Origin of the sequence: Halobaculum sp. P14 (genome assembly GCF_051195155.1) — an archaeon.
In the GTDB taxonomy this organism is placed as follows: Archaea; Halobacteriota; Halobacteria; order Halobacteriales; family Haloferacaceae; genus JBNTKA01.
In genome coordinates this window covers 156642-174505 of the sequence record NZ_JBNTKB010000004.1, presented here as the reverse complement: position 1 = coordinate 174505, position 17864 = coordinate 156642, and the positions used below count along the sequence as shown (strand labels likewise).

The window sequence follows — 17864 nt, the reverse complement described above, 5'->3', positions numbered from 1 at the left end:
CGCGCGCCGACGCCGGCCGACTGCCGCGCCGCTCGACGGCGACACCGCTGGGCCTCGAACGCGGTGCCGCCGCGCGGTCGGCGGGACGTTTATGCGCTGCGCGACGGTAGCACGGACGATGCCCCGGCTGAGTTCGGCGGCCGGCGGCGCGGCGCTCGCGGCCTGCGGGACCGCGCTGGCGGCGGTTCACGCCGTCCACGCGACCCAGATGCCGTTCGTCGCCGGGCTGTTCGAGGCGTGGGCGCCGCTCGTCGTCGCCGTCGGCGTCGCGGGCTACGGCGTCTGGCTGGCGTGGAGCGGCGCCGACCGCGTCAAGGTGCGGGCGGTGCTCCGCGGCGCGGCCATCGGCGTCGCCGTGATGCTGGTCGTGTTCGTCTGGACGGAGGGGCACCGAATCCTGACGGGCGCCGAAATCGAGCACCTGCCGTTCGTCGTCGCGAACGTCCTGACCGCCGGCATCGCCGTCGGCGTCGTGCTCGGCTCGTACGACGCGCGGTCCCAGCGGGAGCGACGCCGCGCGGAGGCGCTGTTCGCGAACCTCCCGAACCCGGCGCTGTACGTCGAACGAACGCCGAAGGGCCGCCGCGTCGAGGAGGTGAACGAGGCGTTCTGCACGACGTTCGGGACGACCGAGTCGTCGGTCGGCGGCCCGCTGGACGACTGTTTACCGCAGCCGGCGCCGGAGTCGCAGCCGCTGTCGGCGGTGCTGACGAACGACTCGTGGACCCGGTTCCGCTGCGCCGCCGCCGGCGGCCCGGGCGTCCGCGAGTTCGTCGTGACCGCCGCGCCGGGCGGCCAGCCCGGCCACGAGTTCGTGCTGCTCGTCGACATCACCGACGAGGGCCGCCGCGAACGCCGGCTGTCCGTGCTGAACCGGGTGCTGCGCCACGACGTCCGCAGCGCCGTCAACGTCATCGTCGGCCACGCCGAGCAGCTCGCGCCGCCGGACGACCCGCACCGCGAGGTCATCGAGACGCGCTCGGAGGTGCTGGTCGACCTGAGCCGCCGCGCGCGCGACCTCGACCGGCTGCTGTCGGGCGAGACGCCGTCGAGCGTCGTCGACCTCCGCGACCTCGTCGAGCGGCACGTCGACACCTTCGCCGCGGACGCGCCGAGCGTCTCGGTCGACTGCGACCTGCCGGACGACCCGGTGCTGTTCCGCGACAACGGCCTCGTCGGGACGGCCGTCGACGAACTGTTCGCGAACGTCCGCGAGCACGCCGGGCCGTCGCCGTCCGTCACCGTCAGCGTCACGGTCGACGGCGACGCGGCCCGGCTCAGCATCGCCGACGACGGCCCCGGCATCCCCGAGAGTGAGCGCGCCGTGTTGAGCCGCGAGGAGGAGACGGAACTGGACCACGCCAGCGGCGTCGGCCTCTGGTTCGTCACCTGGGTCGTCTCGGACCTCGGCGGCGACGTCGACGTCGCGGTCGACGACGGGACGACCGTGACGCTGGTGCTGCCGCTCGCCGCGGACGCCGCCGCGGACGACGCCGACGGGCCGCTGGCCGCCTCGGCGGGCCGCCGCGGCTACCCCGAGCGCGTCCCGCTCGACTCGGCTGGCGGTGCGGACAGCGGCGTCATCGACGCGGACGGCGGTGGCGACGTCGAGGACGCGGACGGCAGCGACGTCGAGGACGACGTGGTCAGCGGCGGCAACGTCGACGAGGGCCGCGACGGCGACGTTGACGGCGACGACGCGAGCGCTGGTGCGGACGGGGACGCCGGCGGCGACGCGGAGTCGCGCTGAGCGGCGGCGCAACGTTCGCCGCACCGAAACGGTTTAAGCGGCTGGAGACGGTACCATCGTTCGTGATGCTTGACGCCGTCGTTCCCGCCGGCCGCTGCCCGGAGCGACGCGTCCGAGTCCCGCGACGGGCCCTTTAGGCCCTACTCAATTTCTCCCCCCGATTGCTGGCGGCCGATTCACTCGATAGGGACGCTGAGCGTGCGGTATACCGTTAAATTACCAGTTCTAAAACGCTGAATTTAAGGGTGTGTGCCGGGCAGTACCGGTAATGACACGCGTGGCACTTGCGTTCAGTGGCGGACTCGACACGACCGTCTGCGTCCCGCTGCTCGAAGAGGAGTACGGCTACGACGAAGTCGTCGGCGTCACCGTCGACGTCGGCCAGCCGGCCGAGGAGTTCGCGGAGGCCGAAGAGACGGCCGACGCGCTCGGCCTCGAACACTACGTCGTCGACGCCCGCGAGGAGTTCGCGGCGCTCTGCATGGAGTCGGTCCGCGCGAACGCGACCTACCAGGGCTACCCGCTCGGCACCGCGCTCGCCCGCCCCGTCATCGCCGAGAAGATTCTCGACGTCGCCGACGAACACGACTGCGAAGCGCTCGCACACGGCTGCACCGGGAAGGGGAACGACCAGCTCCGGTTCGAGGCCGTCTGGCGCGCCTCCGACAAGGAGGTCATCGCGCCGGTCCGCGAACTCGGCCTCACCCGCGAGTGGGAAATCGACTACGCCGCCGAGAAAGACCTGCCCGTCGAGGGCGGCAACGAGGGCGCGTGGAGCATCGACACGAACCTCTGGTCGCGCTCCGTCGAGGGCGACGACCTCGAAGACCCGACGTACGTGCCGCCGGAGGACATCTACGACTGGACCGAGACGCCGGGCGGCACGGAGGCCGAGCTCGTCGAGGTCGGCTTCGAGGACGGCTACCCGGTGTCGCTGAACGGCGACGCGGTCGACCCGGTCGACCTCATCGAGGAGCTGAACGACCTCGCGGGCGCGCACGGCGTCGGCCGCACCGACATGATGGAAGACCGTATGCTCGGCCTGAAGGTCCGCGAGAACTACGAGCACCCGGCGGCGACCGTGCTGCTGACGGCGCACGAGGCGCTCGAACAGCTCGTCCTCACGAAGTCCGAGCGCGACTTCAAGCAGACCGTCGACGAGGAGTGGGCCCAGCAGGGCTACAAGGGCCTCGTCGACACGCCGCTGATGACGTCGCTCGAAGGGTTCCTCGAGGCGAACCAGTCGAAGGTCACCGGCACCGTCACCGTGAAGCTGCAGGGCGGACAGGTCCGGCCGGTCGCCCGCGACTCCGAGTTCGCCGTCTACTCCGAGTCGGCGGCGTCGTTCAACACGGAGACCGTCGACGGCATCGAGCAGGCCGACGCCACCGGCGTCGCGAAGTACCACGGCTTCCAGGAGCGGCTGGCGAACGCGGTCGCCGCCAACGCCGCGACGGACGCCGACGCACAGCCCACCGCCACCGACGGCGGCAACGAGGAGTAACGACGGATGACCGACGGCGACGACGCTGGCGAGGGCCACGCCGGCGACGGCAGCGCTGACGACGGTGACGGCGGCCGCGGCGGCAGCGACGCGGACACCGTGGTGCGCCGCGACCGGTTCGCGGGCGGCCCCGCGCGGTCGTTCCTCTCCAGTCTCGCCGCCGACCGCCGCATCTTCGACGCGGACCTCGCCGTCGACCGCGCGCACGTCGTGATGCTCGCCGAGCAGGGCGTCGTCGCGGACGACGACGCCGCGGTCATCCTCGCGGCGCTCGACGACGTCGAGGCAGCGGGCCACGGCGACCTGCCGGACGGCGAGGACGTCCACGAGGCCATCGAGTCGGCGGTCGTCGACCGCGTCGGCCCCGCCGGCGGCCGGATGCACACGGCGCGCTCGCGGAACGACGAGGTCGCGACGTGCATCCGGGTCAGGCTCCGCGAGGACCTGCTGGACGCCGCCGAGGCGACGCTGACGCTCCGCGAGGCGCTGCTGTCCGCGGCGGCCGAGGAGGCCGAGACGGTGATGCCGGGGTTCACTCACCGGCAGCCGGCGCAGCCGACGACCGCCGGCCACCTGCTGGCGTCGTACGCCGGCGCGCTCGAACGCGACACGGCGCGGCTGCTCGACGCGTACGACCGGACGAACCAGTCGCCGCTCGGCGCCGCCGCGTTCGCCGGCACGCCGTTCGACGTCGACCGCGAGCGCACCGCCGACCTGCTCGGCTTCGACGGCGTCGTCGAGAACGCGACCGACGCGGCGACCGGGCGGGACTTCCTCACGGAGTCGGCGGCGTCGCTGGCGTCGCTCGCCGCGACGCTCTCGGGGCTCGCCACCGACGGCGTCGAGGCCGCGAAGGACGGCTACCTCGTCCTCGACGACGACTACTCTTCGACCTCGTCCATCATGCCGCAGAAGGTGAACCCGGACACGCTGGAACTGGTCCGGGCGGTGTCGGGCGACGCGGTCGGCGACCTGACCGCGCTGCTGACGACGCTGAAGGGGCTGCCGCGGGCGTACAACCGCGACCTGCAGCGCGCGACGCCGCACGTGTGGGACGCCGTCGACGACGTCTCGGAGGCGACGGAGGTCGCCGCCGGCGCCGTCGCGACCGCCGAGTGGGACGAGGCGGCGTGTGCGGCCGACGCGGGCGCCGGCTTCTCCACGGCGACCGGCGTCGCGGACGCGCTCGCGATGGCCGGCGTCCCGTTCCGCACCGCGCACGAACTCGTCGCGGAGGCGGCCGCCGCCCTCGACGCCGGCGGCACCGCGGCCACCGGGAGCGACGACGGGGACGGCGCGGGCGGCGTCGACGCGGAAACGCTGGCCGCAAATCTTGACGCGGCCGCTGAGGAGGTACTTGGGGAGTCCGTGTACGAACACGTGAGCCGCGAGGAACTGCAGTCCGTGCTCGACCCCGCCGGGAGCGTCGCCTCTCGCGACTCCCGCGGCGGGCCGGCGCCCGACGCGCTGGCGGACTCCCTCGCGCGCATGGAATCGACGTACGACGACCACGCCGCGGCGGTGACCGCGCGCTACGAGGCGCTCGACGCCGCGGCCGACGACCGCGAGGAGGCGGTTGCCGACTATGTCTGAGCCGACCCGGCGGCGCTCGCGTCCGCTCCCGCGACGGCGACCACGGCCGCGACGACGAGCGACGGCGCCGCGACCGGCGCCGCGTCCACGACGGCCGGGGATTCCGACCCCGCCGCCGGCCCGTCCGGGCCAGCGAACTACTCGGGTTTCGGATACTCGGTCCGAATCCAACGGCGCGACGGTTTCTCCCCTTCGATAGCGCCGACGCCGTCATTATTTTTCGCTGACAATATCGACGGATTAAAGTCCGTTAGCGGGATACGTGGAGGTACAGCATGACCGAAGCCGAATGCGTCGAGTGCGGGGCGACAGTGACCCTGCACGACGACCTGGAGACCGGAGAGATCATCGACTGTGACACCTGCGGCGCCGAACTGGAAGTCGTCGACGTCTCCCCGCCGGTCCTCGAGCGAGCCCCGGAGCTCGAAGAGGACTGGGGGGAGTGAGATGAAGTTCGGTATCCTCTACTCGCGCATCCGGAAGGACGAGAAGCTGCTGCTGTCGGAGCTCCGCGACCGCGGCCACGACGTCGAGAAGATCGACGTCCGCTCACAGCGGTTCGGGCTCGACGGGAGCGGCGGCGCGCTCGACTGCGACCTCGTCGTCGACCGGTGTCTCGCGACGTCGCGGTCGCTGTACGCCACGAAGTTCCTGCGGCACTACGGCGTCCCGGTCGTGAACGCGCCGGAGACCGCAGAGACGTGCGCGAACAAGGTGAAGAACACGCTCGCGCTCGACGCCGCCGACGTCCCGACGCCGAACACGGAGGTGACGTTCACGGTCGACGCCGCGCTCGAATCCATCGAGTCGTTCGGCTACCCGTGCGTCATCAAGCCCGTCATCGGCTCGTGGGGACGGCTCATGGCGAAAGTCGAGTCGCGCTCGGCCGCCGAGGCCATCCTGGAGCACAAAGAGACGCTCGGCCACTACGAGCACAAGGTGTTCTACGTCCAGGAGTTCGTCGAGAAGCCGGGCCGCGACATCCGCGTGCTGGCCTGCGACGGCGAACCGGTCGCCGCGATGACGCGCAGCTCCGACCACTGGCTCACCAACGCCGCGAAGGGCGGCGAAACCGCTGCGTTCGACGTCGACGACGAGGTCGAGTCGCTGGTGAAGGCGGCGAGCGACGCCGTCGGCGGCGGCCTGCTCGGCATCGACCTGATGGAGACCGGCGACGGCTACACGGTCCACGAAGTGAACCACACCGTCGAGTTCAAGGCGCTCACCGACACCGTCGACGTCGACGTCCCGGCGGCGGTCGTCGACTGGCTCGAACTGAAAGCGGACGTCGCCTCCGGGGTGGCGCAGGCGCGATGACGCTGACCGCCTCGGTCGTCGGCGGCTCCGGGTTCACCGGCGGCGAACTGCTGCGGCTCCTCGTCGGCCACCCCGAGTTCGCGGTGGCGCAGGCGACGAGCCGCGAGTACGAGAACCGCACCGTCGGCTACGTCCACCCGAACCTCCGCGACCTCGACCTCCGGTTCACGTCGCCGGAGGACCTCGAGTCGGTGGACGTGCTGTTCGCGGCGACGCCGCACGGCGTCTCGATGCAGCACGTCGACGAGTTCCGCGACGCCGCCGACCTCGTCGTCGACCTGTCGGCGGACTTCCGGCTGCCCGAGGCGGACGCGTACGACGAGTGGTACGACGGCCACGTCGCGCCCGACCACCTCGCGGACGCCGAGTACGCGCTGCCCGAACTGAACCGCGAGAACCTCCCCGGCGCCGACCTCGTCGCCGCCGGCGGCTGCAACGCGACCGCGACGCTGCTCGCGATGAAGCCGCTCGTCGACGCCGGCGTCGTCACCGCCGACGACCGCGTCGTCGTCGACGTCAAGGTCGGCTCGTCGGAGGGCGGCGCCTCCGGCGGCAAGGCGTCGTCGCACCCGGAGCGCTCCGGCGTCGTCCGGCCGTACGCGCCGACCGGCCACCGCCACGAGGCGGAACTGGAGGCGTACCTCGGACTGTCGACCGCGTTCACCGTTCACGCCGTCGACATGACGCGCGGCGCGTCCGCGACGTGCCACGCGTTCCCCGCCGACGCCGTCTCGAAAGGCGACCTGTGGAGCGCGTACCGCGACGCCTACGACGACGAGCCGTTCGTCGACCTCGTCGCCGGCGGCGGCGGCGTCTACCGCTACCCGGAGCCGAAGTCGGTCGCCGGGACGAACCGCGCCGAAGTCGGCTTCGCGCTCGACCCGACGAACGGCCGCGTCGTCGCCTTCTGCGCCATCGACAACATGATGAAAGGCTCGGCCGGGCAGGCGGTCCACGCCGCCAACGTCGCGCTCGGCTTCGACGAAACCGCGGGCCTCGAACAGCTGGGGCTGCACCCCGTGGGTGCGCCGTGACCGACGCCCGCACCGACGGCGGCGAGCAGCCGCCGGTCGTCGTGAAACTCGGCGGCGCGCGCGCCGTCGACCCGGCGGGGGCAATCGGCGACGTCGCCCACCTCGTCGCGAACGGGCGGCGCGTCGTCGTCGTCCACGGCGGCTCCACCGCCGTCGACGACCTGCTCGCCGACCTCGGCCGCGACCCGGAGTACGTGGAGACGCCGAGCGGCGTCACCGGCCGGTTCACGGACGAGGCGACGATGGAGGCGTTCGAGATGGCGCTGCCCGGGAAGCTGAACACGGAGATGGTGGCGGCGCTGCACGGCGCCGACGTCGACGCCGTCGGGCTGTCGGGCGTCGACGGCGGCCTCGTCACCGGCCCGCGGAAGTCCGCGGTCCGCGTCGTCGAGGACGGCAAGAAGAAGATTCGCCGCGGCGACCACTCCGGCGTCCCGAAGGCCGTCAACGACGCGCTGTTGACGACGCTGCTCGACGACGGCTACGTCCCCGTGGTCTCCCCGCCGATGCTCGGCGAGGAGAGCGACGGCGACGTGACGCCCGTCAACGCCGACGCCGACCGCGTCGCCGCCGCGGTGGCGGGCGCGGTCGGCGCCGAACTCGTCGTCCTGACCGACGTCGCCGGCGTCTACGCGGACGCCGACGACCCGGACACGCTCATCGACGCCGTCACCACCGCCGCCGAGTTCGCGGACCTCGAAGCCGCCGCCGAGGGGTTCATGACGCGGAAAGTGATGGCGGCGAAGGAGGCGCTGGAGGGCGGCGCGGTCTCCGTCCACGTCTCCGACGCCAACGCCCGCGACCCGATCGTGGCGGCGCTCGACGGCGCCGGCACCCGCATCGACCGCGCTGCGGTCGTCGACGGCGACGCCGACGACGCGACGGAGGTGGAGCAGTGACCGACCGGTCAGCCGACGACGCGGCCGGCGGCGACACACCCGACGCCGCCGGCGTCGCCCCGCGCGACATGTCAGCGGCGGCCGTCGAGGGCGCCGGCGAGGGGTTCGTGTTCTCGGAGAAGCCCATCGAACTGGTGTCGGGCGACGGCGTCCACCTGACGGGCGCCGACGGCACCGACTACCTCGACTTCGGCGCGAGCTACGCCTGCGCGCCGCTCGGCCACTGCCCGCCCGGCGTCGTCGACGCCGTCCAGGAGCAGGCCGCCGAACTGCTGTACGTGCAGGGGTCGTACCCGGTTCGCGCGCGCACCGAACTGTACGACCGGCTCGGCGCCGTCGCGCCCGGCGACATCTCGAAGGTGTGGCTGTGCAACTCCGGCACCGAGGCGAACGAGGCGGCGATGAAGTTCGCGCGCTCGGCCACCGGCGACCAGAAGGTGGTCGCGACGAAGCGCGCCTTCCACGGCCGCACGCTCGGGTCGCTCGCGATGACCTGGAAGAAGCAGTACCGCGAGCCGTACGAACCGGTCGCCGGCGGCGTCGAGTTCGTCGATTACGGCGACGCGGACGCGCTCGCGGACGCCGTCGACGACGACACCGCCGCGGTGTTCCTCGAACCCGTGCAGGGCGAAGGCGGCGTCAACCCGGCGACGGCGGAGTACCTGCGGGCCGCCCGCGACGTCACCGCCGACGCCGGCGCCGCGCTGGTGCTCGACGAGATTCAGACCGGGCTCGGCCGGACCGGGACGCTGTGGGCCTGCGAACAGGCCGGCGTCGTCCCGGACGCGCTCACCACCGCGAAGGGGCTCGCCTCCGGGCTGCCGATGGGGGCGACGCTCGTCGCCGACTGGCTCGCGGAGGACGCCGGCAACCACGGGTCGACGTTCTCCGGCGGCCCGGTCGTCTCCGCCGCCGCGAACGCGACGCTGACCGAACTGGTCGAACGCGACCTGCCCGGTCACGCCGCCGACGTCGGCGACTACCTGCGGACCGAACTGTCGGCCGCCGTCGACGCCCACGACCTCCCGGTGCGCGAGGTCCGCGGCGAGGGGCTGCTCGTCGGCGTCGAAGTGAAACGCGGCGCGAACGCGATGCTGCGCGACTTCGCGCTCCAGCACGACATCCTCGCGCTGCCGGCGGGCCGCAGCGTCCTCAGGCTGCTCCCGCCGCTCGTCGTCGAGGAGCGCCACGTCGACCGCGTCGTCGACGCCTTCGTCGAGGTGCTCGGTGAATGACGCCGAACGCGGACGCCGCGGGCGACGCGGACGGCGCAGGTGACACGGACGGCGCAACTGACGCGGACAGCGGAGGCGACGCCGCCGACTACCACGACGCGCTCGACACCGAGGGCCGCAGGCTGCTGTTCGACCTCGTCTCCACGCCGTCGCCGTCGGGCGAGGAGGAGGCGGCGGCCGAACGGCTCGCCGCGTTCTTCGAGGCGCACGGCCGCGACGTGTTCGTCGACGACGTCGGGAACGTCCGCGCGCCGGCCGACGACGCCGTGCTGCTCACCTCCCACGTCGACACCGTCCCGGGCGAGATTCCGGTGCGGGTCGAAAGCGAAGCGGACGGTGACGGCGCCGACGACGAAGCGCCCGACGGCGGCCCCGTGCTGTGGGGCCGCGGCAGCGTCGACGCGACCGGCCCGCTCGCGGCGATGGCCGTCGCGGCCGTCGAGACCGGCGTGTCGTTCGCGGGCGTCGTCGGCGAGGAGACCAGTTCCCGCGGCGCCCGCCACCTCGTCGCGGACCGCGACGAGCCGGACGCCGTCGTGAACGGCGAGCCGTCCGGCTGGGACGCCGTGACGCTCGGCTACCGCGGCTTCCTCGCCGGAACCTACGTCGTCACCAGCGAGTCCGGCCACACGTCCCGCCCCGACCCGAACGCCATCGAACACGGCATGAACTGGTGGCGCCGCGTCGAGTCCGCCTTCGAGGCGGACGACTACGAGGCCGTCTTCGAGCAGGTGACGACGAAGCCGGTCGGCTTCGACGGCGGCCTCTCCGAGGACGGCCTGTCGATGGAGGCGACGATGGACGTCCAGTTCCGCGTCCCGCCGTCGCTCGAACCGGCCGACGTCCGCGAACGCGCCGACGCCGAACTCGACGAGGGGACGGTCCACTGGGAGGAGCCGATTCCGCCCGTGATGACCAGTCCGCGCAGCGACGTCGCCACCGCGTTCCGCGCCGCCATCCGCGACGTCGGCGGCGACCCGCGGCTCCTCCGGAAGACCGGCACCGCCGACGTGAATCTGTACGCCGACGCCTGGGACTGCCCGATGGCGACGTACGGCCCCGGCAACTCCGAACTCGACCACGCGCCAGACGAACGACTCCCGCTCGCGGAGTTCGACCGCGCAGTCGACGTGCTGTGTACGGTCAGCGAGCGCTTCCTCGACTCATGAGCACGAACCCGACCGCGTCCGAGACAGACCCGTCCGACGACTTCCCGGCCGACTTCCTCGACGTCGACGACCTCACGGCCGCCCAGCTCGACGCCGTACTCGACCGAGCCGAGGCGCTGAAAACCGGGCGGGACGCGACGACGCTGCCGCGGACGACGCTCGCGATGCTGTTCGAGAAGCCGTCGACGCGGACCCGCGCGAGCTTCGAAACCGGGATGACGCAGCTCGGCGGGCACGCCATGTTCCTCGGCCCCGACGACATCCAGCTCGGCCACGGCGAGCCGCTGAAGGACACGGCGCGGGCGCTCGCCGGCTACGCCGACGCCATCATGGCGCGCACCTTCGACCACGGCGACGTCGAGACGCTCGCCGAGTACGCGGACGTCCCGGTCGTCAACGGCCTCACCGACGAGGCCCATCCGTGCCAGACGCTCGCCGACCTCCTCACGATTCGCCAGGCGTTCGGCGGCCTCGACGACGTGTCGGTCGCGTGGGTCGGCGACGGCAACAACGTCGCCCGGTCGTTCGCGGTCGGCTGCGCGCTCGCCGGCGTCGACCTGACGGTCGCCACGCCGGACGGCTTCGGCCTCGGCGACGACGTGCTCGACCGGTGTACCGGCCTCGGCGCGGCGCCGACGCTCGCCGACGGCCCCGCCGACGCCGTCGCCGACGCCGACGTCGTCTACACGGACGTCTGGGTCAGCATGGGCCAGGAGAAGCGCCGCGAGGAGAAGCTCCCGGCGTTCGACGGCTACCAGCTCAACGAGGCGCTGCTCGCCGGCACCGACGCCGACGTCATGCACTGTCTCCCCGCCCACCGCGGCGAGGAAATCACGGACGACGTCATCGAGTCGGACCGCGCGCTCGTCTGGGAGCAGGCCGAAAACCGGATGCACGCCCAGAAGGCGCTGCTGGTCGAACTCCTGACCTGACCTGACCTGACCTGACCTGACCTGACCTGACCTGACCTGACCTGACCTGACCTGACCTGACTCCGCCCGCCGACCCGGCGGTTCCCGTCACAGTTTTTATCGTTCCGTCGCGTCACCGACGGAGCATGGACCGCCGAACCCGGGTGGCGCTCACGGCCGTGATTCTGTTCGCGGGCGCGGTGCTGCTGTTCGGGCTGACGGTGTACCCGTTCCAGTACGGCCCGGTGAAGAGCGCGCTCGTCGCCGCGGGGTTCGTCGCGCTGGCCGCGTTCGAAACCGTCCTCGACGACACGTCGTTTTAGCGTCGCCGCGGTTCGGCGCAGCCGGCTACGGCTCCGGCGGCTGGCCGTCGTAGGCGTCGTGGTCGGTGTAGAAGTTCAGCATCGCGAACTTCAGTTTCTCCGGGCCGATGTCGACCAGTTCCTCGCGCTCCTCCCGCGGGAAGGCGTCCCGGACCGAGTACTTCCCCATGTCGGCGGACGTGTAGCGCTTGTCGAGCAGCAGCCGGACGCCGAAGTCGTCGGGCGACCGGATGACGCGGCCGAGCGCCTGCCGCGTCTTCCGAACCGTCGGGATTTCGACGGCGTACTCCCAGCCGGCGTCCCGCGAGCGGTCGGCGAACGCGCGGTCGTAGGCGTCCTGCACCGCCTCCATGCGCTCGGAGAGCCGCGGGTACGGGACGCCGACGACGGCGACGGTGCGGGCGTCGTCGTCGTCGAAGCTGACGCCCTCGGCGAGCGTCCCCCACAGCGACGTGAACAGCGCGGCGTCGTCGCTGTCGACGAGGCGCGTCCGGAGCTGCTCGGTGTCCTGGCCGGAGCCGTCGAGCAGCAGCGTGCCGAGTTCCGGGTCGCCGGCGAGCAGTTCGTGGTACCGCTCGGCCTCGCCGTACGACGGGAAGAACAGCAGCGTGGAGCCCGGCGTGAACCGGACGGCGTCCGCGAGCGTCGACGCCACCGTCTCCTGGGTCGCCGGGTCGTCGCGCTCGGAGGCGAACAGCGCCGGCGTCGCCACCGAGTACGTCCGGCGGTTCTCCTCGGGGTACTCCATGCCGTACGCGAGCGTCGCCGGGTCGGTCAGCCCGAGGACGTCCTTCGTGACGTCGAACGGGCGGAGCGTCGCCGACATCAGCACCGACGCGTACACCTCGCCGAACAGCTCCTCGGTGACCTCCCGCGGGATGCAGGTGTACAGTTCGGCGCGGCCGTACACCTCGTCGGTGCCGGCGTCCCGGCGGACTGAGACGACCGGGTGCTGGCCGAGTTCGGCGCCGCCGTCCATCCACGCCGAGACGAAGCCGGCGGCCTGCAGCGTCTGGCACTCCCGGCGCGTCGTCGCCTCGCCGTTCTTGTAGGCGTCCTCGTAGTCCTCGTCGAGGCTGCGGCCGAGCTGCAGCGCGAGGTCGCACTCGGCGCGGATGCCGCTGCCCTCGTAGCGGTCGAGGAACGCGAGCGTCAGGTCGTCGCGCCGGTCGTCGTTCGCGATGGAGACGTCGGTCCAGTTCTCGCCGACTGACTCGCGTTCGCCGTAGCCGAGCCGGTCGTCGTACGTCGCCCGGAGCGCCTCCGCGAACGCGCCGAGGACGTTCTCTGCGGGCTCGGCGCGTGAGTCGTCGGTCTCGTCCAGCTCGTTCAGCGCGGCGTCGAGCGTGTTCTCGGTGAGGCTCTTCGAGGCGTGGTCGCGGGCGGCGTCCTCGACGTTGTGCGCCTCGTCGAACACCGTGATGACGTCGTCGGGGTCGCGGTCGAGCCACCGGAAGAACTGCTCGCGGATGGTCGGGTCGAGCAGGTGGTGGTAGTTGCAGACGACCAGTTCGACGTTCTCCATCCCCTCTTTCAGCAGCTCGTAGCCGCAGAAGCCGCGGCTGCCAGCGTACTCGTACACCTCGTCGGGGGTGCGGACGTCGTCGAACAGCCACGAGAAGAACTCGTCGGTGTCGCCGGTGAGGTTGTTGTAGTAGTAGTCGCAGGTGTTCGTCGCCTCCTCGATGTCGTCGTCGAGCGCGTCGAGCTCCTCGGCGACCGCCTGCCGCGCCTCCGCCGCGGAGCCGTCGTCGTCGCGGAGGTCGTCGGTGAGCTGCTCCATCCGCTCTTCGAGCTGTTCGCGGTCGGCCTGGTCGTCGACCAGCGACCGCGTCGTATCCCGGAGCGTCTGGCACTCCTGGTAGTCCACGTCGATGTGGCACATCGAGGACTTCCCGCGGAACACCGTCGCCCGAATCGGCTCGACGGCGTTGATGGCGCGGGCGTCCTCGACGAACTGCCGCATCTGCTGGTGGACGTTCGTCGTGATGACCACCGTCCGGTCGTGTTCGCGGGCGTGGCTCAGCGCCGGGACGAGCGCGGACAGCGTCTTCCCGGTGCCGGGCGCCCCCTCGAACAGGACGTCCTGGCCGCGGGCGAGCGCGTTGTCGACGCGGTCCATCGCCTCGCGCTGGTTCGGGTACGGCTCCTCGTACGGGAAGAACCGCAGGTGGTCGTCCGTCGTCGACACACGTCTCCTACTGCCTCACGGGATTTGAAGGTGCGGAAAGCGCGGTGAATCTGAAACCCGGATTCGTCGCCGTGCCGGCGCGAGGCGTGCGTCGCCGCCGAATCCGACCGGACGTCGCTGACTTTTTCGCCGCCGACCACGTTGACGGCGATATGAGCGACACTGACGCCAACGACGCCGGGGCGGGCGACGACTCCGGCTTCGACAAGGAGGCAGAGCGCGAGAAGCTCCGCGAGAAGTACGAGCAGGACCGCGAGAAGCGCGAGTCCACCCAGCGGATGAGCGAACTGCTGCTGCAGGGCGCGACGATGACGAACAAGCACTGTGACGCCTGCGGCGACCCAATCTTCCGGCAGAACGGCGAGGAGTTCTGCGCGACCTGCGACCAGCCCGGGCAGGGCGGCCAGCAGCCGGCCGACGGGCAGGCCGCCGGCGAACAGGCAGGCCAGCAGCAGCCGGCGCAGGCGGGTCAGCAGCAGTCGGCACAGACGGGCCAGCAGTCCGCTGGTCAGCAGCCGGCGCAGGCGGGTCAGCAGTCAGGTGGCCGGGGGACCGGCGCCGAGCGGCAGCCGAACTCGGCGCCGACGCAGCCGGGCGCTCGGGGCGACGACGCGGCACGGCGGCCCGCCGAGCCACGGCAGGCGGCGACTCGGTCGGTCGACGTCGGGGCGTCGACGCGCGGTGACGCCGCGGATTCGGCGCGAACCGGCGGCGACGCGGGAAGCCTCGACGGCGCGCGGGACGCGCTGGTGACGGCGCTCCAGCGGCACGCGCAGGCCGGCGCGGACGCGTCGGACCCGCGGACGGCCAGCGAACACCTCGACGCGGCGCGGGAGGCCGCCGAGGCGCTGTCGGCGCTGCGCCGGTGAGCGGCCTTCTCCCCGCGCCGCCGCGGCGTCGCTGCGGCCTGAACTGACCGCCGGAACCGTTATTTCGTCGCCGCCGCCCTGCTTCTGCATGGACGTCCTCGCCGCCGTCGACGGCTCCGAGAACAGTATGCGCGCGCTCCGGTTCGCCGCGGAGTTCGCCGCGCGCTACGACGCCGCGCTCCACGTCGTCCACGTCACCGACCAGCGCACCGAGGCGACCGAGCGCATCCTCGCCAGCGCCGAAGCCGTCCTGGAGGAGGCGGACGTCGACTCGGACGTGGAACTCGCCGTCGTCACGGAGATGGCGGTGCCGACGGCGCGCGCCGCCGGGAAGGAGCTGCTCGACCTCGTCGCGGACGAGGGGTTCGACCACGTCGTCGTGGGCCACCACGGCGCCGGCCGCGTCGAGCGCGCCATCCTCGGGAGCGCCAGCGAAACCGTGGTTCGCGGCACCACCGTCCCGGTGACCGTGGTCCCGTGAGGCGGCGTCGGCGCCGCCCGTCGCCCGCTATTCGGGGTAGTCGCTGCCGACGACGTCGCGGATGCGTTCGGCGGTGACCTCGCCGACGCCGGACACCTCCAGCAGGTCGTCCTCGCGGGCGGTCATGACGGCTTCGACGGTGCCGAAGTGTTCGAGCAGCGCCCGCGCCGTCACCGGGCCGATGTCGGCGATGGCGCTGACGACGTACTCCTGCTGCTCCGGCAGCGTCTTCGCGGCCTTCTCGCCGTGTGCGGACACCTCGCGGTCGTTCGTCTCCTGTTCGCGCTTCGCGATGACCTCCAGCAGGTCCGCGGTGTCCGCCTGGTCTTCGGTGCGGAGCACGGACGCGTCGAAGTCGATGGCGAGCGCCGAGAGCGCGCCGCGGACCGCGTTCGGGTGGACGTTGCGTTCGCCGTACAGGTCGTCGCCCTCGACGACGACGACCGGCCGGGCGTACGCCCGCGAGAGGTCGCCGACCTGCTCGAACATCGACCGGTCGCCGCCGACGAGCGTGTCGAGGAAGTCGGCGACGGACTTCCGCTCGACGGCGACCCGGTCGGACAGCACGTAGTCGCCGACCGCCAGCGTCTCCAGCCGCGTCGTCACGCCGTCGCGCGTCGACAGGTCCCGCGCGATGGTCGACTCCAGTTCGCGCTGGTCGATGACGATCTCCGTCCCGTCGACGTCGCCCGCGGTCGCGACGACGCCGTCCTCGGAGTCGCCGTCGGATTCGGCGTCTTCGGCTTCTGCGTCCGCTACGTCGCCGCCGCTGGAATCGTCGTCGGAGTCGCCGTCGTCGTCCGGGCCGTCGTCGTCGACGTCGGCCGAGAAATCAGCGAGCCCCGGCTGCGTCTCCGAGCCGGCGCCGGCCGCGGTGTCAGCGCTGGCACCGGTGTCGTCGTCGGCCGCGTCTGTACCCGCTTCTACGTCGGCGGCTGCGTCGCCGCCGGCGCCGTCCGCGTCGCCGTCGAAGTCGTCGAGGCCGGCCTGGCCGTCGCCGTCGAGGTCGGCGCTCACCTCGTCGGCGACGCCTTTCAGCTTCCGGAGTTCGTCCTCCATCTGCTGTTCCTTCCGGCGGCTAATCCAGAAGTACGCCTCGTCGCGGGTGTCGTTCGCCATCAGCACGACGACCTCGCCCTCGTCCTGCCGGCCGGTCCGACCCTTCCGCTGAATCGACCGAATCGCGGTCGGCACCGGCTCGAAGAACAGCACGAGGTCGACCTCCGGGACGTCCAGCCCCTCCTCGGCGACGGAGGTGGAGACGAGCACCTCGAACTCGCCGGCGCGGAAGGCGTCCAGCGTCTCCTGCTGTTGCGTCTGGGTCATGCCGTCGCTGCCCTCCTTGTCGCCCTGCCCGACGAACCGCCGGGTGTCGAACGACTGCGAGAGGAACTCGGTGAGCGCCTCGGCGGTGTCGCGCGACTCCGTGAACACGATGACGCGCTCGCCCCCGCCGATGCCGAGCGTCTGCGCCAACAGCACCCGGGTCTGCCGGAACTTCGGGTGGAGGTCGTCGAACGCCTCCGCCTTCCGCATCGCCTCGCGCACCTTCGGCTCGGCGACCAGCCGCTGGCTCGCCTTCGACGCCCCCGACGACTGCGCGGCGTTCCGCTGCCGCTCGAAGTACCGCCGGAGCGCCTCGACGCTCTGCGTCTCCACGAGTTCGACGGCGCGGCGGAGCTTCATCACCTCCGCGTGCGTCGACATCCCCTTGTAGGCGTCCGACTTCCCGGCGTCCATCATGCGCTGGAGCTCCGCGCGCATCTTGTTCAGGTCCGTCTGGGAGACGGACGGCTGGGTCGTACTGGAGACGCCGAGCGACTTCAGCTTCTCCAGGCGGTCGCTGATGACGTCGTTGAGCGCGTCCCGTATCTCGATGATTTCGTCGGGCAGGTCGATGCGCTCCCACTGGACGTCCGTGTCGTGGGTGTAGTCGGCGACGTCGGAGTCCTCCTCGGTCATCACTTCGACCTGGTCGAGCCCGAGGTTCTCACAGACCACCCGTATCTCCTCTTCGTCGCCGCCGGGGGAGGCGGACATGCCGGTGACGAGCGGCGACGCGGCGTCGGCGTGGTAGCGCTCGGCGATGTAGACGTACGCGTAGTCGCCGGTGCCGCGGTGGCACTCGTCGAAGGTGAGGTGGGTGACGTCGCGCAGCGACACGCGGTTGCCGACGAGGTCGTTTTCGACGACCTGCGGCGTCGCGATGACGATGCGGGCGTCGTCCCAGACGGCGGCGCGGTCGTCCGGGCTGACGTCGCCGGTGAACACGACGATTTCGTCGTCCGGGACGTTCAGCGCCTCGCGGTAGAAGTCGGCGTGCTGCTGGACCAGCGGCTTCGTCGGCGCGAGAAACAGCGCCTTCCCGCCGTCGTTGTGGAGGCGGTGTGCGGTGACCAGCAGCGACACCGTCGTCTTCCCGAGTCCGGTCGGGAGGCAGACGAGCGTGTGGCCGCGTTTCGCCGTGTCGGCGAGTTCGACCTGGTAGCGCCGCCGCTCGATGAACTGCGGCGACAGCAACGGATGGTCGACGTACTCCGTCTCGGGGTCGGCGGCCTCGGCCATCGGCGGGGCTAGGCCGTCATCGC

At 71.9% G+C, this 17864-nt stretch carries 15 protein-coding genes; 13 read left to right on the top strand and 2 right to left on the bottom strand.

The window, feature by feature from the left end; genetic code table 11:
• Positions 1–118: 118 nt before the first annotated feature.
• The 11 genes from ACQUS7_RS09650 to ACQUS7_RS09600 all read left to right on the top strand — a co-directional run bounded on the left by ACQUS7_RS09650 (position 119) and on the right by ACQUS7_RS09600 (position 11735).
• Positions 119–1750 (top strand): ATP-binding protein, encoded by a 1632-nt coding sequence (locus ACQUS7_RS09650; protein WP_435146641.1) that lies wholly within the window; start codon positions 119–121, stop codon positions 1748–1750.
• Positions 1751–2018: 268 nt separating this feature from the next.
• Entirely contained in the window at positions 2019–3254 is a 1236-nt protein-coding gene (locus ACQUS7_RS09645; RefSeq protein WP_435146639.1) for an argininosuccinate synthase, read from the top strand.
• 6 nt (positions 3255–3260) lie between these two features.
• Entirely contained in the window at positions 3261–4847 is a 1587-nt protein-coding gene (gene argH, locus ACQUS7_RS09640) for an argininosuccinate lyase (protein ID WP_435146637.1), read from the top strand.
• Positions 4848–5122: 275 nt separating this feature from the next.
• Complete coding sequence (gene lysW, locus ACQUS7_RS09635) at positions 5123–5293, top strand: lysine biosynthesis protein LysW (RefSeq protein WP_435126429.1); 171 nt, start codon at positions 5123–5125, stop codon at positions 5291–5293.
• A 1-nt stretch (position 5294) separates the two neighbouring features.
• Positions 5295–6164 carry a lysine biosynthesis protein LysX gene (lysX, locus tag ACQUS7_RS09630; protein ID WP_435146634.1) on the top strand — a complete coding sequence of 290 codons (870 nt, stop codon included), beginning with the start codon at positions 5295–5297 and terminating at the stop codon, positions 6162–6164.
• The gene (argC, locus tag ACQUS7_RS09625) at positions 6161–7198 is read left to right on the top strand and encodes an N-acetyl-gamma-glutamyl-phosphate reductase (RefSeq protein ID WP_435126434.1); all 1038 of its coding nucleotides are present in this window, start codon (positions 6161–6163) and stop codon (positions 7196–7198) included. The genes lysX and argC overlap by 4 nt, the downstream gene beginning before the upstream one ends.
• Positions 7195–8097, top strand: a complete 903-nt coding sequence (locus ACQUS7_RS09620) for an acetylglutamate/acetylaminoadipate kinase (protein WP_435126437.1) — start codon at positions 7195–7197, stop codon at positions 8095–8097. Before argC ends, ACQUS7_RS09620 begins: the two co-directional genes overlap by 4 nt.
• A gap of 68 nt (positions 8098–8165) precedes the next feature.
• Positions 8166–9332, top strand: a complete 1167-nt coding sequence (locus ACQUS7_RS09615) for an aspartate aminotransferase family protein (protein ID WP_435146792.1) — start codon at positions 8166–8168, stop codon at positions 9330–9332.
• Positions 9329–10501: a [LysW]-lysine hydrolase gene (locus ACQUS7_RS09610; protein ID WP_435146631.1), complete on the top strand. Its 1173-nt coding sequence runs from the start codon at positions 9329–9331 to the stop codon at positions 10499–10501. Before ACQUS7_RS09615 ends, ACQUS7_RS09610 begins: the two co-directional genes overlap by 4 nt.
• Entirely contained in the window at positions 10498–11433 is a 936-nt protein-coding gene (gene argF / locus ACQUS7_RS09605; RefSeq protein WP_435146629.1) for an ornithine carbamoyltransferase, read from the top strand. Before ACQUS7_RS09610 ends, argF begins: the two co-directional genes overlap by 4 nt.
• Before the next feature lie 125 nt (positions 11434–11558).
• Complete coding sequence (locus ACQUS7_RS09600) at positions 11559–11735, top strand: hypothetical protein (protein ID WP_435126444.1); 177 nt, start codon at positions 11559–11561, stop codon at positions 11733–11735.
• Between the two features lie 25 nt (positions 11736–11760).
• Here the strand turns inward: ACQUS7_RS09600 and ACQUS7_RS09595 are convergent, their stop codons facing one another.
• Complete coding sequence (locus tag ACQUS7_RS09595) at positions 11761–13926, bottom strand: ATP-dependent DNA helicase (protein ID WP_435146627.1); 2166 nt, start codon at positions 13924–13926, stop codon at positions 11761–11763.
• Between the two features lie 152 nt (positions 13927–14078).
• Between ACQUS7_RS09595 and ACQUS7_RS09590 the strand changes: the two genes are divergently transcribed.
• The gene (locus ACQUS7_RS09590; protein ID WP_435146624.1) at positions 14079–14795 is read left to right on the top strand and encodes an Sjogren's syndrome/scleroderma autoantigen 1 family protein; all 717 of its coding nucleotides are present in this window, start codon (positions 14079–14081) and stop codon (positions 14793–14795) included.
• 88 nt (positions 14796–14883) lie between these two features.
• On the top strand, positions 14884–15276 hold the full coding sequence (locus ACQUS7_RS09585) for a universal stress protein (protein ID WP_435146622.1): 393 nt from the start codon (positions 14884–14886) through the stop codon (positions 15274–15276).
• A gap of 27 nt (positions 15277–15303) precedes the next feature.
• On the opposite strand, the gene ACQUS7_RS09580 is transcribed toward ACQUS7_RS09585, so the two are convergent.
• Positions 15304–17841 (bottom strand): DEAD/DEAH box helicase, encoded by a 2538-nt coding sequence (locus tag ACQUS7_RS09580; protein WP_435146620.1) that lies wholly within the window; start codon positions 17839–17841, stop codon positions 15304–15306.
• Positions 17842–17864 lie beyond the last annotated feature (23 nt).